The organism is Pseudomonas lini (assembly GCF_001042905.1).
Classification (GTDB): domain Bacteria; phylum Pseudomonadota; class Gammaproteobacteria; order Pseudomonadales; family Pseudomonadaceae; genus Aquipseudomonas; species Aquipseudomonas lini.
In genome coordinates, this window is the sequence record NZ_JYLB01000004.1 from 142,024 (window position 1) to 165,659 (window position 23,636).

Annotated in this window: 22 protein-coding genes; 15 read left to right on the plus strand and 7 right to left on the minus strand. The window is 59.1% G+C overall.

The genetic code is table 11. From position 1 onward, the window contains the following. Positions 1-12: 12 nt before the first annotated feature. Entirely contained in the window at positions 13-369 is a 357-nt protein-coding gene (locus TU81_RS12960; RefSeq protein ID WP_048395472.1) for a hypothetical protein, read from the plus strand. 135 nt (positions 370-504) lie between these two features. Here the strand turns inward: TU81_RS12960 and TU81_RS12965 are convergent, their stop codons facing one another. Together TU81_RS12965 and xseA are read right to left on the minus strand one after the other, a co-directional pair. Continuing rightward, positions 505-1,326, minus strand: coding sequence for a M23 family metallopeptidase (locus TU81_RS12965; protein WP_048395474.1), 822 nt, complete (start codon positions 1,324-1,326; stop codon positions 505-507). 3 nt (positions 1,327-1,329) lie between these two features. Then, positions 1,330-2,709, minus strand: coding sequence for an exodeoxyribonuclease VII large subunit (gene xseA, locus TU81_RS12970; RefSeq protein WP_038981755.1), 1,380 nt, complete (start codon positions 2,707-2,709; stop codon positions 1,330-1,332). Here xseA and TU81_RS30305 point away from each other — a divergent pair. After that, positions 2,708-2,872, plus strand: a complete 165-nt coding sequence (locus TU81_RS30305) for a hypothetical protein (protein ID WP_156320472.1) — start codon at positions 2,708-2,710, stop codon at positions 2,870-2,872. The two genes, xseA and TU81_RS30305, sit on opposite strands and share 2 nt — an antisense overlap. Before the next feature lie 99 nt (positions 2,873-2,971). Here TU81_RS30305 and TU81_RS12975 read toward each other — a convergent pair whose 3' ends face one another. Beyond that, a complete protein-coding gene (locus tag TU81_RS12975) occupies positions 2,972-3,868 on the minus strand; it encodes a LysR family transcriptional regulator (protein WP_038981756.1) in 897 nt (298 codons plus the stop codon). Between the two features lie 100 nt (positions 3,869-3,968). Between TU81_RS12975 and TU81_RS12980 the strand changes: the two genes are divergently transcribed. The 6 genes from TU81_RS12980 to TU81_RS13005 all read left to right on the plus strand — a co-directional run bounded on the left by TU81_RS12980 (position 3,969) and on the right by TU81_RS13005 (position 10,414). Beyond that, positions 3,969-4,736, plus strand: a complete 768-nt coding sequence (locus TU81_RS12980) for a sulfite exporter TauE/SafE family protein (RefSeq protein ID WP_038981757.1) — start codon at positions 3,969-3,971, stop codon at positions 4,734-4,736. Between the two features lie 184 nt (positions 4,737-4,920). Continuing rightward, a complete protein-coding gene (locus tag TU81_RS12985; RefSeq protein WP_038981758.1) occupies positions 4,921-5,469 on the plus strand; it encodes a hypothetical protein in 549 nt (182 codons plus the stop codon). Positions 5,470-5,685: 216 nt separating this feature from the next. Next, on the plus strand, positions 5,686-7,155 hold the full coding sequence (gene guaB, locus TU81_RS12990; protein ID WP_038981759.1) for an IMP dehydrogenase: 1,470 nt from the start codon (positions 5,686-5,688) through the stop codon (positions 7,153-7,155). A 93-nt stretch (positions 7,156-7,248) separates the two neighbouring features. Continuing rightward, complete coding sequence (gene guaA, locus TU81_RS12995) at positions 7,249-8,826, plus strand: glutamine-hydrolyzing GMP synthase (protein ID WP_007903619.1); 1,578 nt, start codon at positions 7,249-7,251, stop codon at positions 8,824-8,826. A gap of 177 nt (positions 8,827-9,003) precedes the next feature. Next, positions 9,004-9,696 carry a hypothetical protein gene (locus tag TU81_RS13000; protein ID WP_038981760.1) on the plus strand — a complete coding sequence of 231 codons (693 nt, stop codon included), beginning with the start codon at positions 9,004-9,006 and terminating at the stop codon, positions 9,694-9,696. Next, a complete protein-coding gene (locus TU81_RS13005) occupies positions 9,689-10,414 on the plus strand; it encodes a Fic/DOC family protein (protein WP_038981761.1) in 726 nt (241 codons plus the stop codon). Before TU81_RS13000 ends, TU81_RS13005 begins: the two co-directional genes overlap by 8 nt. 106 nt (positions 10,415-10,520) lie before the next feature. Here the strand turns inward: TU81_RS13005 and treR are convergent, their stop codons facing one another. Next, entirely contained in the window at positions 10,521-11,225 is a 705-nt protein-coding gene (treR, locus tag TU81_RS13010; protein WP_048395477.1) for a trehalose operon repressor, read from the minus strand. A gap of 237 nt (positions 11,226-11,462) precedes the next feature. Between treR and treP the strand changes: the two genes are divergently transcribed. The 5 genes from treP (at position 11,463) to TU81_RS13035 (ending at position 19,016) form a co-directional block, all read left to right on the plus strand. Continuing rightward, positions 11,463-12,905 carry a PTS system trehalose-specific EIIBC component gene (treP, locus tag TU81_RS13015; protein ID WP_048395480.1) on the plus strand — a complete coding sequence of 481 codons (1,443 nt, stop codon included), beginning with the start codon at positions 11,463-11,465 and terminating at the stop codon, positions 12,903-12,905. 140 nt (positions 12,906-13,045) lie between these two features. Next, positions 13,046-14,695 carry an alpha,alpha-phosphotrehalase gene (gene treC / locus TU81_RS13020; RefSeq protein WP_048395481.1) on the plus strand — a complete coding sequence of 550 codons (1,650 nt, stop codon included), beginning with the start codon at positions 13,046-13,048 and terminating at the stop codon, positions 14,693-14,695. A 107-nt stretch (positions 14,696-14,802) separates the two neighbouring features. After that, positions 14,803-16,026, plus strand: a complete 1,224-nt coding sequence (locus TU81_RS13025; RefSeq protein WP_048395483.1) for a maltoporin — start codon at positions 14,803-14,805, stop codon at positions 16,024-16,026. 162 nt (positions 16,027-16,188) lie between these two features. Further along, on the plus strand, positions 16,189-18,723 hold the full coding sequence (ptsP, locus tag TU81_RS13030) for a phosphoenolpyruvate--protein phosphotransferase (protein WP_048395485.1): 2,535 nt from the start codon (positions 16,189-16,191) through the stop codon (positions 18,721-18,723). Between the two features lie 2 nt (positions 18,724-18,725). Beyond that, positions 18,726-19,016, plus strand: coding sequence for a PTS transporter subunit EIIB (locus TU81_RS13035; protein ID WP_048395486.1), 291 nt, complete (start codon positions 18,726-18,728; stop codon positions 19,014-19,016). Between the two features lie 238 nt (positions 19,017-19,254). On the opposite strand, the gene TU81_RS30940 is transcribed toward TU81_RS13035, so the two are convergent. Next, positions 19,255-19,377, minus strand: coding sequence for a hypothetical protein (locus tag TU81_RS30940; RefSeq protein WP_267885920.1), 123 nt, complete (start codon positions 19,375-19,377; stop codon positions 19,255-19,257). 513 nt (positions 19,378-19,890) lie between these two features. Here TU81_RS30940 and TU81_RS13045 point away from each other — a divergent pair. Next, on the plus strand, positions 19,891-21,267 hold the full coding sequence (locus tag TU81_RS13045) for a multicopper oxidase family protein (RefSeq protein WP_048395490.1): 1,377 nt from the start codon (positions 19,891-19,893) through the stop codon (positions 21,265-21,267). After that, positions 21,267-21,764: a tRNA adenosine(34) deaminase TadA gene (gene tadA, locus TU81_RS13050; RefSeq protein ID WP_048395492.1), complete on the plus strand. Its 498-nt coding sequence runs from the start codon at positions 21,267-21,269 to the stop codon at positions 21,762-21,764. Before TU81_RS13045 ends, tadA begins: the two co-directional genes overlap by 1 nt. A gap of 131 nt (positions 21,765-21,895) precedes the next feature. Here tadA and cmoB read toward each other — a convergent pair whose 3' ends face one another. Together cmoB and cmoA are read right to left on the minus strand one after the other, a co-directional pair. Further along, entirely contained in the window at positions 21,896-22,852 is a 957-nt protein-coding gene (cmoB, locus tag TU81_RS13055) for a tRNA 5-methoxyuridine(34)/uridine 5-oxyacetic acid(34) synthase CmoB (RefSeq protein ID WP_048395495.1), read from the minus strand. Continuing rightward, positions 22,849-23,628: a carboxy-S-adenosyl-L-methionine synthase CmoA gene (gene cmoA / locus TU81_RS13060; protein WP_173667519.1), complete on the minus strand. Its 780-nt coding sequence runs from the start codon at positions 23,626-23,628 to the stop codon at positions 22,849-22,851. The genes cmoB and cmoA overlap by 4 nt, the downstream gene beginning before the upstream one ends. Positions 23,629-23,636: the final 8 nt, after the last annotated feature.

A 23,636-nucleotide genomic window follows, 5' to 3' on the forward strand; every position in this document is an offset into this window, starting at 1 on the left:
CAGGAGTTGGCAATGAACGAGTCGGATTGGAAGCTCTATAGCGCATTGCGTCCGGTAGCCCATGAGCGGATGTGTATCCGGATCATGGAGGAGGTCGAGCGCACGGTGCTGGATAAAAGCCTGGCGCCTTATGAACGTATTGAAGCCAGTGAAGAAAGGCTGAAGGCCGGCCAGCAGGAGCTGTATTGGGCGTTTGGCGTTTTCAGACACTCACGCAATGAGGCGCCTGCTCATTTGCTGGGGCTGTGTACTCATGAGCTGATCACATCTGAAGAATTGGCTGGTTTCTCGGAGGAAACTCAAGTCTGGATCAAAGAGCGTCTGGCGCATAGGGAGGTCCACGGGATTGAGGACCTTGAGGCGGAATAAGCGGCGCCTGTGACATTGCCTTCGCGGGCAAGCCACGCTCCCACAGTATCTGTGTCGTACACAAAATCTGGGAACGACACAGATACTGTGGGAGCGTGGCTTGCCCGCGAAGAGGCCGGTAGCCTCAACAACTATCTATGGCTGAAACGCCCCAATAAAAATCGCCGGATCCACCCGCGCATCGTTCAGGCTGATGTTCCAGTGCATATGCGGCCCGGTCGCGCGCCCCGTGGCGCCGACTTTCCCGACCACGCCACCACGGGCCAGTTGCTGGCCGACCTTCACGTCGATCTTCGACATATGGCAGAACATGCTGATAAAGCCTTGGCCGTGGTCGACGAACACCGTATTGCCGTTGAAGAAGTAGTTACCGATCAGAATCACCTTGCCGGCGGCCGGGGTTTTGATCGGCGTGCCGGCAGGCACCGCGAAGTCGAGGCCCGCGTGGGGATTGCGCTCTTCGCCATTGAAAAAGCGGCGCACGCCGAACTTGCTCGACAGCGGCCCGTTGACCGGTTTGTCCAGCAGCAGATTGCTCGGGGTGTTCGGGATGAAGCTGCGGTAGGCCTGGATCTGCTCCGCCAGCTCACCCTCGATGCGCTTGAGATTCTCCGGGTTCGGATTGACCTGCTGAGTGTTTTTCAGGGTGATGTGCTGTTCCGGGTATTTCTTGCCGCCGACGGTGAAGTTCAGGTTGCGACCACCGCTGCTAAGCGACTGGCTGCCCGGTTTGACAGTCAGCGGCACGCCGACAATGGCCAGCCAGTTGTTCTGTTCCTTGACCACCAATACCGGTTTGCCTTGATAGCTGGCTTTCGGTGCCTGGGCGGAGTTGCCCAGATCCACCACCGCCACGCCACCCGGCACCGGTTTGTTCAACAGGCGGGTGATGTAACTGTCGGCGTGGGCGTTGAAGGTCAGGCACAGCAACAGCAGCGGAGCTAAAAAACGCGGCATGGATCAATCCAGTAGAGAAAGGGTGACAGGCGTCAGGTGATTGTCTTCGACGCGCACTTGCAGCTCGCCTTCGCCCAGTTTGGCTTTCAGGCGCTGGCCGGTATGGGTCTGCGCGGCGCTACGAATCGCGTTACCGCGCTCGTCCAGCAGAATGCTGTAGCCACGCGCGAGTGTCGCCAACGGGCTGACCACATGCAGCGTCTGCATCTGACTTTGCAGTTGCAGGCGACGGGATTTAAGACCTTCACGCATGGCCCGGGGCAGACGCTCGGCGAGGCTGTCGAGACGTTGGCGAAGCATCGCCAGTTGTCGCCCGGGATGTTGCCCGGCGAGGCGGGTTTCCAGGCGGATCAAACGTTCGCGACGGGTATTGAGGCTGCGTTCGAAGGCGCGGCGCATGCGCATGTCCAGATCATCCAGACGTTGTGCTTGCTGACGCAGTCGTTCGCCGGGATGACGCAGGCGCCGGGCCATGCCTTCCAGACGCAGCCGATCGCGCATCAAACGGTCGCGGATACGCATCACCAGGCGCCGATGCAGACTTTCGACGCGACGCACCAGATCACTGGAGTCCGGCGCGAGCAGTTCGGCCGCGGCGGACGGTGTCGGGGCGCGGACGTCGGCGACGAAGTCACTGATCGACACGTCGGTTTCGTGGCCGACGGCGCTGACAATCGGTGTCACGCAGGCATCCACGGCGCGGGCCACGGCTTCTTCATTGAAACACCAGAGGTCTTCCAGCGAACCGCCGCCACGGGCCAGGATCAACGCGTCGAAACCGCGGGCATCCGCCAGTTTCAGTGCACGGACAATCTGCGCGGTGGCTTCGCGGCCTTGCACGGCGGTGGGGATCAGCGTCAGTTGGATCTGCGGCGCGCGGCGGCGGAACACACTGATGATGTCGCGGATCACCGCACCGGTGGGCGAGCTGATGATGCCGATGCGTTGCGGGTGCGCCGGCAGCGGCACTTTGCGCTCGGCACTGAACAGGCCTTCGGCACTGAGCTTTTCCTTCAACGCATCGAAGGCCAGGCGCAGGGCGCCATCACCGGCCGGTTCCACGGTGTCGAGAATCAGCTGGTAATCGCCACGGCCTTCAAACAGCGAAACCTTGCCGCGAACCTTGACCGCCAAGCCGTCCTTCAACGCCTGCCGAACCCGCGCGGCGTTCTGCCGGAACAGCGCGCAACGCACTTGGGCGCCGCTGTCCTTGAGGGTGAAATACACATGGCCGGACGCCGGGCGGGCGAGGTTGGAGATTTCGCCTTCGACCCAGATGTTGCTGAACACGTCTTCGAGCAACACCCGCGCGCGGCCGTTGAGCTGGCTGACAGTCAGGACTTCCCGGTCCAGGCCGAGTCTTGCAAAGGGATCTTTAATCATGGGGCGCATGATAAAGGCAATCTCCTGCGCAATGCACGATCCCCCTGTAGGAGCTGCCGCAGGCTGCGATCTTTTGATCTTGATTTTCGGCGAGGCTGAAATTGCTGAAGATCAAAAGATCGCAGCCTTCGGCAGCTCCTACATTGACCGAGTACACCGCTGATTGAGCGGATGCACTCAAAGCCCCGTAGGAGCTGGCGCAGCCTGCGATCTTTTGATCTGCTGGTCGGTCAGCCGAAAAAATCGCAGCCTGCGGCAGCTCCTATAGGGATTGGGTGAAATGCTGAATGAATTGCTGAACCAGCGCAGTGGGACTCTGCCGACAGGCGAGGGCGACAGTGCTGTGGCAATCCGGGTCGTCCAAGGACAGAAAGTGGATATCCGGCGGCGCAATGTCTTGCATCGATTCGGGCAACAGCGCAATGCCGAACCCGGCCTGGATCAGTTGCAGTTGCGTGGTTTTGCGCGACACCACTCGAGCCGCCCGGGGAAAGAACCCTTGGCGCATGCACAACTCGGCGGACAGATAGCTCAGACCGCCACGCTGTGGATGAGGGATGGAAATAAACGCTTCATTCTTCAACTGCGCCAGATCGATGCCTTGCGCGGACTTATCCACAGCCAGCCGATGATTTGGCGGCACCGCCAGCAACAGGCGCTCGCTGTACAGCGGAACAATTTGCACCCCTTCACGCTGACGCAGCACCGGCAGGCGCAACAGGCCCACATCGAGGCGACCTTCGACCAATTCTTCCAGTTGCGCCTCGGAGGACAGCTTGACAATGTCCATCGACACACCAGCGTGCCGATCCAGGTAGACGCTGATTCCTCGCAGTAGCCGACCGCTCATGGGCACGGTGCTGGAGTGACTGAGGCGCAAAACGCCCAGTTGACCGGTGCCCACTTGGGTGGCCATCTCGCTGGCCTTGGTCAGTTCGTTCAATAGGTTTCTGGCCCGAGGCAAAAAGGCTTCACCCGCCGCCGTCAAACGGGGCTGGCGCGCGGTGCGTTCGAACAGCGGCGTTTGCAGCCGGGTTTCCATGTCCTTGATCTGCCGGCTCAAGGCCGATTGAGCAATGAACAGTCGTTCGGCTGCAGCACTGAAGCTGCCGCTCTCGGCGATTTCCACGAAGTAACGCAATTGGCGGGTTGAAAGCACGAGGTATGCCTTTTCGAGATGGGTAGTCGACTTTGAAGATATTAGTCGCAACGCTCGGCGCTGGCTAAAGTCATCGCAGGAATAAAAGGAAGCCGTGTCGATGAATGTGCTGGAGTTATTAAACCAATGGCCGTGGGGTGCGGTGGATTGGCTGGTGATCGGGTTGGGCGTCGCCCTGGCCTACATCGTGTTCGGCATCGCCGGTTTTGGCACCGCGCTGGTGGCCGGGCCGATTCTGATCCTGTTCATGCCGCTGTCGAAAATCGTGCCGCTGCTGGTGTTGCTGGATTTCGTCGCGGCGTTCGGCAATCTGCTGCCCTCACGACGGAATGTGGCGAGGCCCGAATTGCTGCGATTGCTGCCGTGCATGGCAGTGGGCTGCACGTTGGGGGTGATTTTTCTGCTGAACCTGAAATCCGATGTATTGCTGCTGTTGATGGGGCTGTTTATCAGTGCCTATGCGATTTACAGCCTGTGGATTAAAACCCGTCCGGCGCGATTGTCCGCCGGGTGGGCGGTGCCGATGGGCACGGTGGGCGGGATGTTCGGGGCGCTGTTTGGCAGTGGCGGCTTTTTATATGCGATCTATTTGAACAGTCGGCTGCCCAAGGACGCGGCCCGGGCGACCCAGAGTGCGCTGATCAGTTGCAGCACCGTGGTGCGTTTGAGCCTGTTTGCCGTCGCCGGTGTGTATGCCGAGCTACCCTTGTTGGTGTTGGCGCTGTGTTTGTTGCCAGCGATGGCGCTGGGGTTGTGGATCGGCCGGCGGTTGACCATGAAATTGTCCCGCGAGGCATTCGTGCGGCTGGTCACCTGGCTGGTGCTGGCCAGCGGGATTGCCTTGATCGGGCGCTATTTGAGTACTTGACCGGATTTCGTCAGGGATTAAGCTGCCGGCCGCCCTGACGCCTTCGCGGGCAAGCCCGCTCCCACAAGGATTTCAGGTGAGCACAAATGTGTTTACGACCGAGATCGTGTGGGAGCGGGCTTGCCCGCGATGGCGTCAGGACGAACACCGCAGAAATATCCATTTGACGCAGTAGGCTTGCACCATGAATTCCCAAAGCATCATCGTCCCGAAAATCTCCACCCTGCCGGTACACGAACCCCGGGCCCGGGCGGTCGTGCGTTGGCTGGTGCGCAAGAACATCATTAAAGAAGAACTGACCACCTGTGGCCGCACCGGCAATCGCATGGCCCACGCCATCGCCGACGGTGCCCGCGCCGTGGTCCTGCACCCTGAAGCGCTGCCGTTCGGCGAGCCGGTCAATGGCCTGGAAATCATCACCAAGCGCTGCATCTATACACCGGCCAAGGGATTCCTCGAAGAAGCCGGCTGCGCCGAGTGTCGCAAGGAAATCGGCGAAGCGCTGTTCGAAAGCCTGGAAGAGTGGATGCCGGGGCGCACCGATAACTTCACGTGCCCTGAATGCGGGCATGAAGATGACATCAACGGGTTTCTGTTCTTGCAGGAATGCGGTTTTTCCAACTTGGGTTTCATCTTCAACAACTGGCTCGAGGCTGGGTTCAAGCAGAGCTTTATCGACGAATTTGCCGATTGGCTGGATCAGCCCGTGAGCTGGGTCAAAGTCGAACTCTGAACGCGGGCGCCTTTGTAGGAGCTGCCGCAGGCTGCGATCTTTTGATCTTGTTTTTGAAAATCAAAGTCAAAACATCGCAGCCTTCGGCAGCTCCTACAGAGGTGTCGTTTTTCCGTATGTCAGTAATGCCAATAATAGACAGAGTTTTACATTGAACCCGAGGGGGTGTCTGACTATAATGGCGCGCTTCCATTTTCCCGCTCGGGAGCCCCCGCGATGCTGCGTATCAGCCAAGAAGCTCTGACCTTCGACGACATTCTTTTAGTGCCCGGTTATTCCGAGGTTCTTCCTAACGAAGTCAGTCTCAAGACCCGCCTTACCCGTGGCATCGAGCTGAATATTCCACTGGTTTCTGCTGCCATGGACACCGTTACTGAAGCCCGTTTGGCAATTGCCATGGCTCAGGAAGGTGGCATCGGTATCATCCACAAGAACATGACCATCGAGCAGCAAGCTGCCGAAGTGCGTAAGGTCAAGCGGTACGAGGCCGGCGTGGTCAAGGACCCGATCACCATCGAGGCTGACGCCACGGTTCGTGAACTGTTCGAATTGACTCGCCAGCACAACATCTCCGGCGTTCCGGTACTGCACGATGGCGACCTGGTCGGCATCGTCACTTCCCGTGACGTGCGTTTCGAGAACCGTCTGGACGCCAGCGTCCGTGAAGTGATGACGCCTAAAGAGCGTCTGGTCACGGTCAAGGAAGGCGCCGACAAGAACGACGTCCGTGAGTTGTTGCACAAGCACCGTATCGAACGCGTGCTGATCGTCGACGACAAATTCGCCCTCAAAGGCATGATGACCGTCAACGACATCGAAAAAGCCAAGGCTTACCCGCTGGCCAGCAAGGACGATCAAGGTCGTCTGCGTGTTGGCGCTGCAGTCGGTACCGGTAAAGACACCGGTGACCGCGTAGCCGCCCTGGTTCACGCTGGTGTTGACGTAGTAGTGGTCGACACTGCTCACGGCCACTCCAAAGGTGTGATCGACCGCGTTCGCTGGGTCAAGCAGAACTTCCCTGAAGTGCAGGTCATCGGCGGCAACATCGCCACCGGCGCTGCCGCCAAGGCCCTGGCCGAAGCTGGCGCTGACGCAGTCAAGGTCGGTATCGGCCCTGGCTCGATCTGCACCACCCGTATTGTCGCCGGTGTCGGTGTCCCGCAAATCAGTGCCATCGCCAACGTCGCCGCTGCCCTCGAAGGCACTGGCGTTCCGTTGATCGCCGACGGCGGCATCCGTTTCTCCGGTGACCTGTCCAAGGCCATCGTTGCCGGTGCCTCCTGCGTGATGATGGGCTCGATGTTCGCCGGTACCGAAGAAGCGCCGGGCGAGATCGAACTGTTCCAGGGCCGTTCGTACAAGGCTTACCGCGGCATGGGTTCGCTGGGCGCCATGTCCCAGGCTCAAGGTTCCTCCGACCGTTACTTCCAGGACTCCTCGGCAGGCGCCGAGAAACTGGTTCCGGAAGGCATCGAAGGGCGTGTTCCGTACAAGGGCACCCTGAGCGCCATCATCCATCAACTGATGGGCGGCCTGCGTTCTTCCATGGGCTACACCGGTAGCGCCGATATCGAAGAAATGCGCACCAAGCCTGAGTTCGTGCGGATCACCGGCGCTGGCATGGCCGAGTCCCACGTTCACGACGTGCAAATCACCAAAGAAGCGCCAAACTACCGCGTAGGTTGAGGCTTCCAGCAATAAGTTAAGTAACCGGGGCTGTTTTCAGCCCCGAGTTGTTTCTGATTCTCTTCACCGAACTGCATAGACGAGACTGACCACATGGCCCTCGACATTCACGCCCACCGCATCCTGATCCTCGACTTCGGTTCCCAGTACACCCAGCTGATTGCCCGCCGCGTGCGTGAAATTGGCGTGTACTGCGAACTGCATCCGTTCGACATGGACGACGAAGCGATTCGCGAATTCGCTCCAAAAGGCGTCATTCTCGCCGGCGGCCCCGAGTCCGTGCACGTAGCCGACAGCCCGCGCTGCCCGCAAGCGGTGTTTGACCTGGGCGTACCGGTCTTCGGTATCTGCTACGGCATGCAGACCATGGCTGAACAGCTGGGTGGCAAGGTCGAAGGTTCCGAGCTGCGTGAGTTCGGTTATGCCCGCGTTGACGTGGTCGGCAAGAGCCGTCTGCTCGATGGCATCGAAGACCATATCGACGCCGATGGCCTGTTCGGCCTCGACGTATGGATGAGCCACGGTGACAAGGTCACCAAGATGCCGGAAGACTTCCACATCCTGGCCAGCACCCCGAGCTGCCCGATTGCCGGCATGTTCAACGATGCTCGCGGCTACTACGGCGTGCAGTTCCACCCGGAAGTGACCCACACCAAGCAGGGTGGTCGCATCCTCTCGCGCTTCATCCTCGATATCTGCGGCTGCGAAGCCCTGTGGACACCTTCGAAGATTGCTGAAGACGCCATCGCCCAGGTTCGCGCCCAGGTGGGCACCGACAACGTATTGCTCGGCTTGTCCGGCGGCGTTGACTCCTCGGTGGTTGCCGCGCTGCTGCACAAGGCTATCGGCGACCAGTTGACCTGCGTCTTCGTCGACAACGGCCTGCTGCGCTTGCACGAAGGCGAGCAAGTGATGGCCATGTTCGCCGAGAACATGGGCGTCAAAGTGATTCGCGCCAACGCCGAGGACCAGTTCCTCGACAATCTGGCAGGCGAAAGCGACCCAGAGAAGAAGCGCAAGATCATTGGCCGTACCTTCATCGACGTTTTCGATGCCCAGTCCAACAAACTGGATAACATCAAATACCTCGCCCAAGGCACCATTTACCCGGACGTGATCGAGTCGGCTGGCGCGAAAAGCGGCAAGGCTCATGTGATCAAGTCGCACCACAACGTGGGCGGCCTGCCGGAAGAAATGAACCTCAAGCTGGTTGAACCCCTGCGCGAGCTGTTCAAGGATGAAGTCCGTCGTCTGGGCCTGGAACTGGGCCTGCCGTACGACATGGTCTACCGTCACCCGTTCCCGGGCCCGGGCCTGGGCGTGCGCATTCTCGGTGAAGTGAAGAAGGAATACGCCGACCTGCTGCGTCGCGCCGACCACATCTTCATCGAAGAACTGCGCAAGGCCGACTGGTACCACAAGGTCAGCCAGGCATTCGTGGTGTTCCAGCCGGTGAAGTCGGTTGGCGTTGTCGGCGATGGCCGTCGTTACGCATGGGTCGTTGCCCTGCGTGCCGTGGAAACCATCGACTTCATGACCGCGCGTTGGGCACACCTGCCTTACGAACTGCTGGAAACCGTCAGCGGCCGCATCATCAATGAAATCGAAGGCATCTCCCGCGTTACTTACGACGTGTCGAGCAAGCCGCCGGCGACGATTGAGTGGGAGTGATCCCGCACTAGAGTCATCGTTGCGAAAGCCCCTGAACCGGTCTCGGTCAGGGGCTTTTTTATGCCTAACTGCTTTTGAAACGTCTGTTTCTGTAACGTATAAAGTGAGCGACATGGCCAGCAGAAGTTTTGCTTCGACAGGTGGTAAAGTATTCGCTCGCTGTCGGGAGGATTGAACATGAAGCTTGAAGAACGCATGCGGATGGCCATCCAGCGCACGTCGGGTAATGTGATCCTGCGCGCGGATGTTGCATCGCTGGGTGGTCACTCTCAAGTTTCCGTCGCTCTCGATGAGCTGCAGAAAAAGGGCGTAATTGTTCGGATGGGCATTGGAGTTTATGCCAAAGCGTTCAGAAATCCTGACACCGGACTCATTACGCCTGTCGAGGATCTTGAAACACTGGCGGTCGAAGCATTTAGACGGTTAGGCATGAGCGCTTCAGTGCAAATGACGCCTTCAGAACAGCGCCGTTCGGTCGCCCGCAAGGAAGCGAAAATATGCGTGCAGGGCAATCGCCGAATCCGCCGCAAATTGTCGTTGGGCGGAAGGTCGGTGGTTTACATCAATGAACGGGCGCCCTCCCGGAAAGCGAAAAATACAGTGAGGCGTCACCCACAAACCGGTGGCTTGATCATCCCGACTGTTGGACTCAAACGATACGTGCTGGATCTCGCCGAGCTCAACAAGGTTTCGTACGTCAAAACATTTGCCGATGAATGGGCAGAAAATGTCTCGAGATTGGCCGGGGATGATGTTCGTACCGACTCAATTGAGCAGTTGGTCATTGCGTTGAAAAAAGAGAAAAAGGTTACCGGCACAGAAGCGGTTCATTTGCTCGCCAACTACTTGAGAGAAAGACAGCGTGTTTGATCCGTTCAAGGATTTCGAAGCGAAAGGGTATCTCAGGAATGTTGTGGGTGAAAAAGACCTCAACATCGTCAAACACCTTGAGCACGACTTGTTTACCGCGAACCTGTTGGATGCAATGGCTTTCCTGGCCAAGAAGAGAACGATCACTTACGGTGATTTTTTACACGTTCACAAACTTCTTTTTGGGGATCTTTATCCTTGGGCGGGCAAGGACAGATTGAGCACTTCTCCTGATTTGGCCATTTCCAAGGCCGATATATTCTTCTGTCCTCCGTTTGAGGCTAAAAGGGCTGTAGAAGAAGGGCTTCGTCTCGGTCAGAACAAAGACTTGCTCAGAAAATCCCCCGGTGTAGTGATGGGTTTTTTTGCCTATGGTCATCCGTTCCTGGATGGCAATGGCCGAACGATGCTCGTGGTTCACTCGGTGTTGTGTGATCGAGCAGGGTTTTCAATCAACTGGAGCAGGACGACAAAGTCCGCTTACCTGTCGGCGTTAAGTAGCGAGATCGAGACGCCCGACAAGGGAATCCTGGATGATTACTTGAAAGACTTTATCGAGCCGCCTCTGGAACCGGGCGAATGGGAAGCCGCCATTCAGTCAGTTAAGGGGCTTAATGGACTCGTTTCGGTGGACACTATTGAAGGAACCTTCGATGACCCGGCCATTTCGCAGAAGTATCAGGAGTTCGATAAGCGCAGGGGTTACAAGATCGATTGATTGTTAGCTGCCAGTGTCAGGCAGCTAACACATCCCATCCTATTTGTTCGTGCAAGTTAAACGCACGCGACCGCCTTCATTTCCCTTTATCCGGCCGTAGCGCATCTCAGCGCCGGGCCACATCCGAAAAGTAAAACTTGTCCAGGGTATGTCGCGATTCGGTGTACTCGAACTGCCTGCCATCCTGCAAAAACGTCTGGTTACTAACCACGATCACATGGCTTCGCCCATCGAGGTCCAGATGTTGCTGGTCGTCCTTGCTGCGGGGCACTGCTTCGATGGTGCGCTGGGCGTAGGCGATTTGCAGTTGCAGGGTCTGCTCGATGAAGGCGTAGATCGATTGTTCGGCGATATCGCGGGACAAACCGGGAATCACGTCGCTGACGAAATGGTTGATGTCGAGGATCACCCGTTTGCCGTCGATCCGCCGTACTCGCTTGATCCGCGTGATCAGGCTGCCTTCTGCAGCCTTGATGTGTTCGAGCAGCGGGCCTTCGAGGGGGATTTGTGCGAACTCAACCACCTCGGTGCTGACGTCATTGCCCAGTCGCGGGTAGGTTTCCTGGAAGCTGACGATGCCGCCGAGCTGAAACTCGATCGGGTTGGTCGACAGCACGAAGGTGCCTTTGCCGTGGACTTTCTGGGCGAAACCGCGCTCCTGCAATTGCTCGATGGCCTTGCGCACAGTGCCGCGACTGGCCTGATAGCTGTCCATCAGTTCGGTTTCGGAAGGCAGTCGTGCGCCGCGTTCCAGACGTTCGGTCGTAATGCTGGCAAGCAGATCGCTGTAGATCTGGTTGTATTTACTCATGGGGATGGCTCTGTGCCGCGCTGTGCTCAAGGTTTTGAACCTTAAGGGCAGGGTAGGGGTTTGTCCATGCGGCTTTGGGTTTCTTTGACTTCGGAGGTAGGAAATGTCGCCGCCTGTCGGGTTCGGGGGAAACAAAATCAAACTCGTCTGTACGAGTTGTTGCAATAACTCGTACAGACGAGTACTTTTCGCTTCGGCGTGCTGCCAATAACAAAAAACTACAGTGGAAGAACGAGCATGAGCCACGACTACCCGAATATCGCCTCTGAGCTGCTGCACAGCCTCGGTGGCAGCGACAACCTCGAGCAGGCCGCGCATTGCGTCACACGCCTGCGCCTGGCCCTCAAGGACCCGAAACTGGTCAACAGCGCCACGCTGAACCAGATCGATCTGGTCAAAGGTTCGTTCTTTACCGGTGGCCTGTTCCAGGTGGTGATCGGCCCCGGCGAAGTGGAAAAGGTCTACGCCGAACTGCGCCGGCAAACCGGGCTCGCCGCCTCGACCATCGCCGACGTCAAACAGAAAAGCGCCGACAAGATCCACCCGATGCAGCGATTGGTGCGGGTGTTTTCCGACGTGTTCATGCCGATCCTCCCGGCACTGATCATTGCCGGCCTGTTGATGGGCATCAACAACCTGATCGGCGCCAAGGGCATGTTCATTGAGGGCAAGACCCTGCTGGACGCCTACCCTAAGCTTGACGGGCTCTGGAGTCTGATCAACCTGATGGCCAACACCTCGTTCGTGTTTCTCCCGGCCCTGGTGGGCTGGTCGGCGGCCAAGCGCTTTGGCGGCAGCGAAATCCTCGGCATCGTGCTCGGCCTGATGCTGGTGCACCCGGATCTGCTCAATGCCTGGAACTACGGCAAAGCGGTGGCGGGGTTGGAGGGCCAGAGCCTGCCGTACTTCGACATCCTCGGCCTGTTTCAGATCGAGAAGGTCGGTTACCAGGGGCAAATCCTGCCGATCCTGCTGGCCGCCTATGTGATGAGTGTCATCGAAAAGTGGCTGCGGGCGCGGGTGCCTAATGCGGTGCAATTGCTGGTGGTGCCGATCACCACCATCGTCGTCACCGGCGTGCTGGCGCTGGCAGTGATTGGCCCGGTGACCCGCCATCTGGGGATTCTCATCACCGAAGGTGTGGTCGCCCTGTTCGACCTGGCGCCCATGGTCGGCGGCGCGATTTTCGGCCTGCTCTACGCACCGCTGGTGATCACCGGCATGCACCACATGTTTCTCGCGGTCGACCTGCAACTGATCTCCACCCAGGGCGGCACCTTCATCTGGCCGATGATCGTCATGTCCAACCTTGCCCAGGGCAGCGCGGCGTTGGCGGTGTTCTACATGACCCGCAGTGTGCGGGACAAAAGCATGGCCTCGACCTCGGCGATTTCTGCGTACTTCGGCATCACCGAACCGGCGATGTTCGGGGTCAACCTGCGCTACAAATTTCCGTTCTATGCGGCCCTGATCGGCTCTGCGCTGGGCTGCATCTTCCTGTCGCTGAACAAGGTCCAGGCCTCGGCGATTGGCGTCGGCGGCTTGCCCGGTTTTATCTCGATCATTCCCCAGTTCATTCCGATGTTCGTGGTCGGGATGGTGATTGCCATAGTCGTGCCGTTTGTTCTGACCTGCGGGTTGAGCATGAGGATTGTCCGGCCCGGGTATCGGGTCGCTTGATAGATCGCATTCGCCCGTAGGAGCTGCCGAAGGCTGCGATCTTTTGATCTTCGGCGGTGTTGTTGAAAGACCAAGATCAAAAGATCGCAGCCTTCGGCAGCTCCTACGGGGCCAGTACATATTTAAGAGGGAACCCCGCCATGCAAGACTGGCAACGTTCGGTGATCTACCAGATCTACCCGAAGAGTTTTCACAGCCACGCCGGCAACCCCACGGGGGATTTGCTCGGCGTCGTGGCCAAGCTCGACTACCTGCACTGGCTGGGTGTCGACTGCCTGTGGATCACGCCGTTCCTGCGTTCGCCCCAGCGCGACAATGGTTACGACATCAGCGATTACTACGCCATCGACCCGAGCTACGGGACCATGGCCGACTGTGAATTGTTGATCGCCGAGGCCGGCAAGCGCGGGATCAAATTGATGCTCGACATCGTGGTCAATCACACCTCGATCGAACACATCTGGTTCCAGCAGGCCCGCAGCAGCCTCGACAACCCTTACCGCGATTTCTACATCTGGCGCGACCAGCCGAACAACTGGGAATCCAAGTTCGGCGGTTCGGCCTGGGAGTACGAGGCCCAGACCGGTCAGTACTACCTGCACTTGTTCGACCACACTCAGGCCGACCTGAACTGGGACAACCCCCAGGTGCGTGCCGAAGTCTTCAAGATGATGCGTTTCTGGCGCGACAAAGGCGTGGGCGGTTTCCGTCTGGACGTGATCAACCTGATTTCCAAACCGGTGGATTTTCCCGAGGACAACAGCGACGGTCGGCGCTTCTACACCGACGGCCCGAACGTCCATGAATACTTGCAGCAAATGCACCGCGAAGTGTTCGAAGGCCATGACCTGATCAACGTCGGCGAGATGTCATCCACCAGCCTGGAACACTGCATTCGCTACTCGCGACCGGAGTCGAAAGAGCTGTCGATGACCTTCAACTTTCATCACTTGAAGGTGGATTACCCGAACCTGCAAAAGTGGGTTCGCGCCGATTTCGATTTCCTCGCACTCAAGCGCATCCTCTCCGACTGGCAGACCGGGATGCAGGCTGGCGGCGGATGGAACGCGCTGTTCTGGTGTAACCACGACCAGCCGCGGGTGGTCTCGCGTTTTGGTCATGACGGCGAGCATCGGGTGGTGTCGGCTAAGATGCTCGGCACGGCGCTGCATTTCCTTCAGGGCACGCCGTTCGTGTACCAGGGTGAAGAACTGGGCATGACCAATCCGGGCTTCGATCACATCGATCAATACCGCGATGTCGAAACCCTGAACATCTTCCGGCTCAAGCGCGAAGCCGGTAGCAGCGACGCCGACAACATGGCGGCGATCATGCAGAAGTCCCGCGACAACGGTCGCACGCCGATGCACTGGAACGCCGAGCCGAATGCCGGTTTCAGTGCGGTCGAGCCCTGGATCGGCGTGCCGGCCAACGCGGCGAAGATCAACGTCGCGCATCAACTCGATGATCCGGATTCGGTGCTGCATCACTACCGTCAACTGATTGCCCTGCGCCGCAGTGAAACGCTGATGTCCGATGGCGTTTATCGGCAGTTATTGCCTGAGCACACGAAAATCTGGGTGTATGTGCGTGAAGGCCATGGCGAGCGTTTGCTGGTGCTGAACAACTTCTACGGCGCGCCGTGCGAAGTCGAACTACCGCCAGACGTGATCAATGAAGCGATGGCTCAACGTCTGGTGATCAGCAACTACCCGGACTGTCCGCTGCGCAATCAGCAGGTGTTTTTACGGCCGTTTGAATCGTTCGTGCTGCACCTGACTCACCACTAGCCCTTAACCAACAAAAATACCGTTTCAAAAAACACGCAGAACGCTGCGCGGGGGAGTTTGTGCGCCGATTTTTGCTGCATCACACAATAAAAATAATGAGGTGGTTCTTGAAAACAACAATAAATCGCAGCCTTGTAGCGGCGGGCGTGTGCCTGGCATTACCACTGTCGGCCCAGGCGCTGGAATTCGCCGGTTACGTGCGCAGCGGCGTCGGGACCTCGGTTAACAGCGGTAAACAGCAGTGTTTTCAGCTGCCGGGAGCGCAGACCAAATACCGCTTGGGTAACGAATGCGAACAGTATGCGGAGTTGGAGTTGCGCCAGGATCTGTTCACCCTGGACGACGGTTCGGTACTCAGCGTCGACGGCATGGCATCGCTGTATAACCAGTACGACAAGGACCTGACATTCAACGGTGACAACGGCTCGGTGCGCCTGCCGCAGCTGTATGCGCAGTGGTCGAACATGCCCAGTCTCAACGGCGGTTCGCTGTGGGCCGGTCGGCGTTACTACAAACGGAACGATATCCACATTTCCGACTTCTACTACTGGAACCAGAGCGCCACCGGTGGCGGTATCGAAGATGTGCTGATCGGAGATCTGAAGTACAGCTACGCCTTCTCGCGCAAGGACAACCTGTACCAGAAGGACTACATCAACCGTCACGATTTCAACGTCGCCGGCTTCAACACTAACCCTGGTGGTGAGCTGGAATTCGGCCTGAGCTACATCGACAAACCCGACAGCCGCGACGCTCATCGCGGTTGGGCGATCACCACCCAGCATGTGCAAAAGGGCTTTCTGGGCGGCAAGAATAAACTGGCCTTTCAGTACGGCGAAGGCCCCGGCACCGGGTTGGGCTATACCGGTAACGTGAGGCTGGATGACAGCAGCAAAAGCTACCGGGTAGTGGAGTTCTTCGACTGGCAAGTGACGCCGCGTTTCGGCGGGCAAGTCGAAGCGGTCTACCAGAAAGACATTCGCCCGGACGGCGCCGACCAGAACTGGATTTCCCTCGGGATTCGCCCGGCCTATGCGATCACCGAGCAGTTCAAACTGGTGACCGAACTGGGCCACGATCAGGTTGAAGCCACGGGCGGGACGCGCAAGCTGAGCAAGTTCACCTTCGCCCCGACGTGGTCGCCCAAGGGCCCGGAATTCTGGGCGCGCCCCGAGGTGCGTCTGTATTACACCTATGCCAGCTGGAACGAGGCGGCCAAACGGGCGGCCAATGAACTGGCGGCAGGTTCGGCGTTGTCCGACACCGGCGCCTTCGGCACAGCGCGACACGGTGCGAACGTCGGATTGCAGGTCGAGTATTGGTGGAAATGAACGCCGCATAACCCCGTAGGAGCTGCCGAAGGCTGCGATCTTTTCTCTTGGGCTCACTTGAATCTCAAGCGGAAGATCAAAAGATCGCAGCCTTCGGCAGCTCCTACGGGTATCGCGAGATCGCAAGCGTCTTTTATAAAGAACAAAACAGCAGGTGACGTCATGGCCACACCCCAACAATTGCAACTGCTGGCACCCTTGTCCGGCGTGCTGATGCCGCTGGACCAAGTGCCCGATCAGGTGTTTTCCAGTCGCGTGATCGGCGACGGTCTGTGCATCGATCCGACCTCGCAAACCTTGTGCGCACCGCTGGCCGGGGTGATCAGTAATGTGCAGGTCAGTGGGCATGCCGTCAGCATCACCGACGACAATGGCGTGCAGGTGCTGATGCACATCGGCCTCGATACCGTGAACCTGGCTGGAAAGGGTTTCACCCGGTTGGTGGAGGAAGGTCAGCGGGTAGTAGTGGGGCAGGCGCTGATCGAGTTCGACGCCGATTACATCGCCTTGAACGCCCGCAGTTTGTTGACCTTGATGCTGGTGGTCAGCGGCGAGCCGTTCACCTGGCTGACGCCCGAAACGGGTGTAGTGGAAAGCGGTCAGCCGCTGCTGAGTCTGAATCCATCCGAAGTGGCGGCCGATGAGGGGATTGCGCAGGAGGGCGAAGCGTTGTTCTCCAAACCGGTGACGCTGCCCAATGCCAACGGCTTGCACGCGCGCCCTGCGGCCGTGTTTGCCCAAGCGGCGAAAGGCTTTTCGGCGAGCATTTGCCTGCATAAACAGCAGGACAGCGCGAACGCCAAATCCTTGGTGGCGATCATGGCGTTGCAGACCGCCCAGGGTGACGTCCTGCAAGTCAGCGCAGCGGGCGCGGATGCCGAAGTGGCGATCAAGACGCTGGCCGAGTTGCTGGCCGCCGGTTGCGGGGAAGCCGTGACGGTGATGGCAGAGGTTGAGACGGTTGCTGCTGAGGCCTCATCGCTGAAGGTGCTGCGCGGCGTCTGTGCATCGCCGGGGTCGGCGTTTGGCCAAGTGGTGCAGATTGCCGAGCAAACCCTGGAGGTGAATGAGTTCGGCGTGAGTCCACAAGTTGAGCGCGAGCACTTGTCCCGGGCATTGGCGGCGGCGGTTCTGGCCTTGCAGCAGTTGCGTGACAACGCCACGGGTGACGCTCAGGCAGACATCTTCAAGGCTCATCAGGAACTGCTCGAAGACCCTGGCCTGCTGGATCAGGCCTTGGCACTGATCGATGCAGGCAAAAGCGCTGCTTTCGCCTGGCGTGCGGCCACCGAGTCGACGGCAACCTTGTTCAAAAGCCTGGGCAATGCCTTGCTGGCTGAACGGGCGGCGGATTTGGCCGACGTCGGTCAACGGGTACTCAAGCTGATTCTCGGCGTAGAAGATCGTGCGATGGAGTTGCCGGACGGGGCGATTCTGATTGCCGAGCAACTGACGCCCTCCCAAACGGCTGGCCTGGACACGCGCAAGGTGCTGGGGTTCGCGACGGTCGGCGGTGGCGCCACCAGCCACGTGGCAATTCTTGCGCGGGCCTTTGGTTTGCCGGCGATCTGCGGCTTGCCGGTTCAGGTGCTGACATTGATCAATGGCACCCGGGTTTTGCTCGATGCCGACAAGGGTGAGTTGCAGCTGGATCCCGAGCTGGCCGCCATTGAGCAGCTGCAAGCCAATCGTCAGCGACAAAAGAAGCGCCAACAATACGAGTTGGAAAATGCAGGACTGGCCGCCTGTACCCGTGATGGGCATCACTTTGAAATCACCGCCAATATCGCTTCGCTGGCCGAAGCCGAACAGGCCATGACGCTGGGCGGTGAGGGCGTCGGTCTGTTGCGTTCGGAGTTTCTTTATCTGGATCGCAATCACGCGCCAAGCCATGACGAGCAGGCATCCACCTACAGTGCCATCGCCCGCGCCTTGGGGCCGGCGCGCAATCTGGTGGTGCGCACCCTGGATGTCGGCGGTGACAAACCGTTGGCCTATGTGCCGATGGAGCGCGAAACCAACCCGTTTTTGGGTATGCGCGGGATTCGTTTGTGCCTGGAGCGTCCGCAGCTGTTGCGCGATCAGTTCAAGGCGATTCTGAGCAGCGCCGGGTCGGCGCGCCTGCACATCATGCTGCCGATGGTCGCGCAGCTGTCGGAGTTGCGGCTGGCTCGTCAGCTGCTTGAAGAAGAGGCGCTGGCATTAGGGCTTACCGAACTGCCGAAACTGGGAATCATGATCGAAGTACCGGCGGCGGCGCTGATGGCTGATCTGTTTGCACCCGAGGTGGATTTCTTCTCCATCGGCACCAACGACCTGACCCAATACACCCTGGCCATGGACCGCGATCACCCACGGCTGGCCAGTCAAGCCGACAGTTTTCATCCGGCGGTTCTGCGGCTGATCGCCAATACCGTGAAAGCCGCTCATGCCCATGGCAAATGGGTCGGTGTGTGCGGCGCCATGGCTTCGGAAAAACTGGCGGTGCCGCTGTTGCTGGGGCTTGGCGTGGATGAGCTGTCGGTGAGCGTGCCGTTGATTCCAGCGATCAAAGCGGCGGTTCGTGAAGTGGATCTGCTGGACTGCCAAGCCATCGCCCAGCAAGTGCTGGGGCTGGAAAGTGCCGAGCAGGTACGCGAGGCATTGCGGCTGCACCATGAGGCGACGGTCGATACTTCATTGATTCTGGAGAACTGAGCATGTTCGAGAAAATGCAGCGGGCGTTCTGGAAAGCGTTGACGCCGGATTTGGTGATGGATGAGCCGAAAGTGGAGGCTCAGCCTGTTTTCGGTTTGGCCGCGAATGTCGTGGCCGCGCTGGGCGGTGTGGATAACCTCAAGTCGCAACAGCCGGTGGCGCTGACCCGGGTGCGGGTGGAATTGCGGGATATGACGCGAATGGATCGGCAGGCGTTGACGGTGGCTGGGGTGCCGGGAGTGATGATGCTGGAGGATGGAGTGGTTCATCTGATCACCGGTCTTCAGCCATAACCGGACCTTTGTGGTGAGGGGGCTTGCCTGGGGCGAGGGAGCTTGCTCCCGCTGGGCTGCGGACAATCCTGATGTCGCCAACTCTACACGGTGATCGTTCCCACGCTCCGCGTGGGAACGCCTCAAGGGACGCTCCGCGTTCCAGCCACACCGCCGCTGTCGAGCCAGACACCGATGTGACGCAGAGCGTCACGGGCTGCATTCCCACGCAGAGCGTGGGAACGATCATTCAGCAACGTTAGTGGATCACATCCAGCACATCACACCCATCGCGCAATGGAATGGCGCAGAGCACACCCTGCCACTGCATTCGCAGTGACAGCCAAAGACTATCGATGGAGCGCATTTCACACCAGTTCATGGAAACCGCTACGAGTTGAAGGAAACTTCCGATGACCTTGCCCAGAAATTTCACCGTCTGTAAGACCGCCTTCGCGGGCAAGCCTCGCTCCTACGGAATCGAGGCAGACCGCCAAATATGGGAAGACTTCAATCCTGTAGGCAGAAAATTAGGCGCGGGGACTTTGCGGGGGATCGATCAGGAAAGAAGTCGGGAAAGGTGGAAATGGATGTAGGGGGATTCGCTGATTAGCAGCGACTCAATAACGTTCAGCGAAGCGGTCCCAAAACCTGCAATCGCATTTCATCAGGACATACCTGTGTGGGCCTTAAAAGATCGCAGCCTTCGGCAGCTCCTACATTTGATCGGTATACACCCCGTAGGAGCTGCCGAAGGCTGCGATCTTTTAAAGGGCCTCGCCACAGCCTGTGACCATCCGCCGCGCTGCCCTTACTGTTTCTCAACCGCAGGTGTATCGTATTCGCCTTTTGCAGGCCCTCGTGCCTGTCGCTGATACGTGAGGTAGTTGAGTTCATGTCCTTTACCCGTCGACAAATACTCGGTGGTCTGGCCGGTCTTGTGGTGGTTGGCGTGGGGGCCGGTGGCGCGTCGCGTTACTGGCTGGGCAAAATGGCCGACGCTGACGCCGGCCACGACTATGAGTTGATCGCCGCACCGCTGGACGTCGAACTGGTGGCCGGGCACAAGACTCAGGCTTGGGCGTTCGGCCCATCGGCGCCGGGCACTGAATTGCGCGTGCGTCAGGGTGAATGGCTGCGGGTGCGCTTCATCAACCACTTGCCGGTGGCGACCACCATTCACTGGCACGGCATCCGCCTGCCGCTGGAAATGGACGGCGTGCCGTATGTCTCGCAATTGCCAGTGCTGCCGGGCGAGTACTTCGACTATAAATTCCGCGTGCCCGATGCCGGCAGCTACTGGTATCACCCGCACGTGAACAGCAGCGAAGAACTGGGTCGCGGATTGGTCGGCCCGTTGATTATCGAAGAGCGCGAGCCCACCGGTTTCAAATACGAAAAGACCTTGAGCCTCAAGAGCTGGCACGTCGATGAAGAGGGTGCTTTCGTAGCGTTCAGCATTCCTCGTGAAGCGGCCCGTGGCGGCACGGCGGGGGGCTTGTCGACCATCAACGGCGTCTCACAAGCGGTGATCGATTTGCCCGCCGGGCAGATCACTCGCGTACGGTTGCTCAACCTCGACAACACGCTGACGTACCGCCTCAACATTCCTGGCGTCGAAGCGCAGATCTACGCGTTGGACGGCAATCCGATTGCACCGCGCCCATTGGGCAAGGAATACTGGCTGGGTCCTGGCATGCGCATTTGCCTGGCGATCAAGGCACCGCCGGCCGGCGAAGAATTATCCCTGCGCAATGGCCCGGTACGCCTGGGCACCTTCCGCTCAGTAGCGAACACCGATGCGCCGACCGAGTGGCCGCCGGCGCTGCCCGCCAACCCGGTGGCCGAGCCGGACCTGGCCAATGCCCAGAAACTCAACTTCAATTTTGAATGGGTGGGTTCAGTGTCGGTCAATGTCGAAAACGGCAAGCCGCCAAGCCTGTGGCAGATCAACGGCAAGGCCTGGGACATCACCGACAAGACCTGCGCCGATCGGCCGATTGCCAAGCTCGAAAAGGGCAAAAGCTATATTTTCGAATTGAAGAACATGACTCAGTATCAACACCCGATCCACCTGCATGGCATGAGCTTCAAGGTCATTGCCTCGAACCGGCACAAGGTTATCCCGTACTTCACCGACACGTACCTGTTGGGCAAGAACGAGCGTGCGCAAGTGGCGCTGGTGGCGGATAACCCTGGGGTCTGGATGTTCCACTGCCATGTGGTCGACCACATGGAAACCGGCCTGATGGCCGCCATCGAGGTGGCGTGATGCGTCAGATTCGCCCCGCAGCGATTATCGACCGCAGCCGTGATCGCGACTTCATGCGCGAAGCCCTGGCCCTCGCTGCTCAAGGCGCGGCCCTTGGCGAAGTGCCGGTGGGCGCGGTGCTGGTGCAGGACGGTGAAATCATCGGGCGCGGTTTCAATTGCCCAATCAGCGGCAACGACCCCAGCGCCCACGCCGAGATGGTCGCGATCCGTGCTGCCGCCCAGGCCGCCAGCAACTATCGCCTGCCGGGCAGCACGCTCTACGTGACCCTGGAGCCGTGCAGCATGTGCGCCGGGCTGATCGTGCATTCGCGGATCGCGCGGGTGGTGTATGGCGCGCTGGAGCCCAAGGCCGGAATTGTGCAGAGCCAGGGGCAATTTTTTACCCAGGGCTTTTTGAATCATCGGGTGTTGTATGAGGGTGGGGTATTGGCGGAAGAATGCAGCGCGGTGTTGACTGAGTTTTTCAAGGCCCGTAGAGCCAAGCCAGCAGACTAAAACACACATCAAATGTGGGAGCGGGCTTGCTCGCGAAAGCGGTGGATCAGTCAACATCTCTGTTGAATGTTAGTCCGTATTCGCGAGCAAGCCCGCTCCCACAGGTTTTTCTGGTGTCTGGGAGATTGAGACTACTTGCGGGCGACGATGACGGCACGCATCGGCGCCGGCAGCCCTTCGATCGTTTTGCTGTGATCTTGCGGGTCAAGGAAGTCGCTCAACGACTGATACTTCATCCACTCCGTCCCGCGCTGTTCCTCGACCGTGGTCACGCTCACATCCACGCAACGCACATCGCTGAAGCCGGCGCGGCGCAGCCACAGTTCCAGCGCGGGCACTGATGGCAGGAACCACACGTTACGCATCTGCGCGTAGCGGTCTTCCGGCACCAACACCTGCTGTTGATCGCCTTCGATCACCAGCGTCTCCAGCACCAGTTCTCCGCCCTTGACAAGGCAATCCTTCAACGCCAGCAAATGCTCGATCGGCGAGCGGCGGTGATAGAACACGCCCATGGAGAACACCGTGTCGAAGCCTTCCAGATTGGGAGGGAGATCCTCAAAGGGAAACGGCAAGTGCCAGGCATTGGGCTCGGACAGGTAACGCTGCACGGCCTGGAACTGGCAGAAGAACAGCCAGTTGGGGTCGACGCCGATCACGCTGTCGGCACCGGCACCGAGCATGCGCCACATGTAATAACCGTTGCCGCAGCCGACATCGAGGATGCGTTTGCCTTTCAGGTCCAGGTGCGGAGCCACCCGGGACCACTTCCAGTCCGAACGCCATTCAGTGTCGACATGCACGCCGAACAAGTCGAAGGGCCCTTTGCGCCACGGCGACAAACCCATCAGCGCAGTACGCATTTGCGCACGGGTTTCGTCGTCGCAATCGGTGTCCAGTGTCAGGCCGTTGAGCAAGTCGACTTCGCTCGGCTGAATCTTCGGCAACGCGTCCAGCGCGCTCTGCCAGCGTTCCAGGTCGCCGTGACCTTTTTCCATTTTCTTGTCGAGTTGTGCTTGCAGGGTATTGGCCCATTCGGCCAGCGGTGTACCGGCCAGACGGCGGGCGAGGGGAGACAGATCAATCATGGCAAGGCAATCAACGAGGCAAAGTTAAGACACTGGAACCACGGCACGACTTTCGAGAACCCGGCGGCCAGCAGGCGCTCGCGGTGTTCTTCGAGGCTGTCGGGCTTCATGACATTTTCGATGGCGCTGCGCTTCTGGGCGATTTCCAGTTCGCTGTAGCCGTTGGCGCGTTTGAAGGCCACGTGCAGGTCAGTGAGCAGCGCGTGTTCTTCGGGGTCGTTGAAGCGCAGCTTCTCCGAGAGAATCAGCGCGCCACCGGGCAACAACGATTGGCGGATGCGCGAGAGCAGCGCGGTGCGCTGGTCCGGGGCGATGAATTGCAGGGTGAAGTTCAGCGCCACCACCGAGGCCGGCTGGAAGTTGAGAGCGAGGATGTCGCCTTCGATCACTTCCACCGGCAGCAACTCCTGGAACATTGAGTCCTGGCCGTTGAGGTATTCGCGGCAACGCTCGACCATGGCTGCGGAGTTATCCACAGCGATGACGCGGCAGCCGTCGGTGCGCACGTGACGGCGCAACGCTTGAGTCACGGCGCCCAGGGACGAACCGAGGTCGTAGAGAACGCTGTTGGGCTGGGCGAACTGCGCGGCGAGCACGCCGAGGTTTTCCACGATGGTCGGATAACCCGGCACCGAGCGCTTGATCATGTCCGGGAACACCCGAACCACGTCCTCGTTAAAGGCGAAGTCAGGCACCTGGGTCAAAGGCTGGGCGAAAAGGCGATCGGATTCTTTGCTCACGGCGGTTCCAGCGGCGTAGGTGGAAAAGGCCGGCATTTTAGCCA

What these genes read in the sequence shown, in the direction of transcription:
- TU81_RS12960 (WP_048395472.1), top strand. Translation starts at nt 13, where the DNA reads ATGAACGAGTCGGATTGGAAGCTCTATAGCGCATTGCGTCCGGTAGCC.
- TU81_RS12985 (WP_038981758.1), top strand. Translation starts at nt 4,921, where the DNA reads ATGAATTCCCAAAGCATCATCGTCCCGAAAATCTCCACCCTGCCGGTA.
- TU81_RS30305 (WP_156320472.1), top strand. Translation starts at nt 2,708, where the DNA reads ATGGGGCGCATGATAAAGGCAATCTCCTGCGCAATGCACGATCCCCCT.
- guaA (WP_007903619.1), top strand. Translation starts at nt 7,249, where the DNA reads ATGGCCCTCGACATTCACGCCCACCGCATCCTGATCCTCGACTTCGGT.
- treC (WP_048395481.1), top strand. Translation starts at nt 13,046, where the DNA reads ATGCAAGACTGGCAACGTTCGGTGATCTACCAGATCTACCCGAAGAGT.
- xseA (WP_038981755.1), bottom strand. Translation starts at nt 2,709, where the DNA reads ATGATTAAAGATCCCTTTGCAAGACTCGGCCTGGACCGGGAAGTCCTG.
- cmoB (WP_048395495.1), bottom strand. Translation starts at nt 22,852, where the DNA reads ATGATTGATCTGTCTCCCCTCGCCCGCCGTCTGGCCGGTACACCGCTG.
- TU81_RS30940 (WP_267885920.1), bottom strand. Translation starts at nt 19,377, where the DNA reads ATGAACTGGTGTGAAATGCGCTCCATCGATAGTCTTTGGCTGTCACTG.
- treR (WP_048395477.1), bottom strand. Translation starts at nt 11,225, where the DNA reads ATGAGTAAATACAACCAGATCTACAGCGATCTGCTTGCCAGCATTACG.
- guaB (WP_038981759.1), top strand. Translation starts at nt 5,686, where the DNA reads ATGCTGCGTATCAGCCAAGAAGCTCTGACCTTCGACGACATTCTTTTA.
- treP (WP_048395480.1), top strand. Translation starts at nt 11,463, where the DNA reads ATGAGCCACGACTACCCGAATATCGCCTCTGAGCTGCTGCACAGCCTC.
- cmoA (WP_173667519.1), bottom strand. Translation starts at nt 23,628, where the DNA reads ATGCCGGCCTTTTCCACCTACGCCGCTGGAACCGCCGTGAGCAAAGAA.
- tadA (WP_048395492.1), top strand. Translation starts at nt 21,267, where the DNA reads ATGCGTCAGATTCGCCCCGCAGCGATTATCGACCGCAGCCGTGATCGC.
- TU81_RS12965 (WP_048395474.1), bottom strand. Translation starts at nt 1,326, where the DNA reads ATGCCGCGTTTTTTAGCTCCGCTGCTGTTGCTGTGCCTGACCTTCAAC.
- TU81_RS13000 (WP_038981760.1), top strand. Translation starts at nt 9,004, where the DNA reads ATGAAGCTTGAAGAACGCATGCGGATGGCCATCCAGCGCACGTCGGGT.
- TU81_RS13035 (WP_048395486.1), top strand. Translation starts at nt 18,726, where the DNA reads ATGTTCGAGAAAATGCAGCGGGCGTTCTGGAAAGCGTTGACGCCGGAT.
- ptsP (WP_048395485.1), top strand. Translation starts at nt 16,189, where the DNA reads ATGGCCACACCCCAACAATTGCAACTGCTGGCACCCTTGTCCGGCGTG.
- TU81_RS12980 (WP_038981757.1), top strand. Translation starts at nt 3,969, where the DNA reads ATGAATGTGCTGGAGTTATTAAACCAATGGCCGTGGGGTGCGGTGGAT.
- TU81_RS13045 (WP_048395490.1), top strand. Translation starts at nt 19,891, where the DNA reads ATGTCCTTTACCCGTCGACAAATACTCGGTGGTCTGGCCGGTCTTGTG.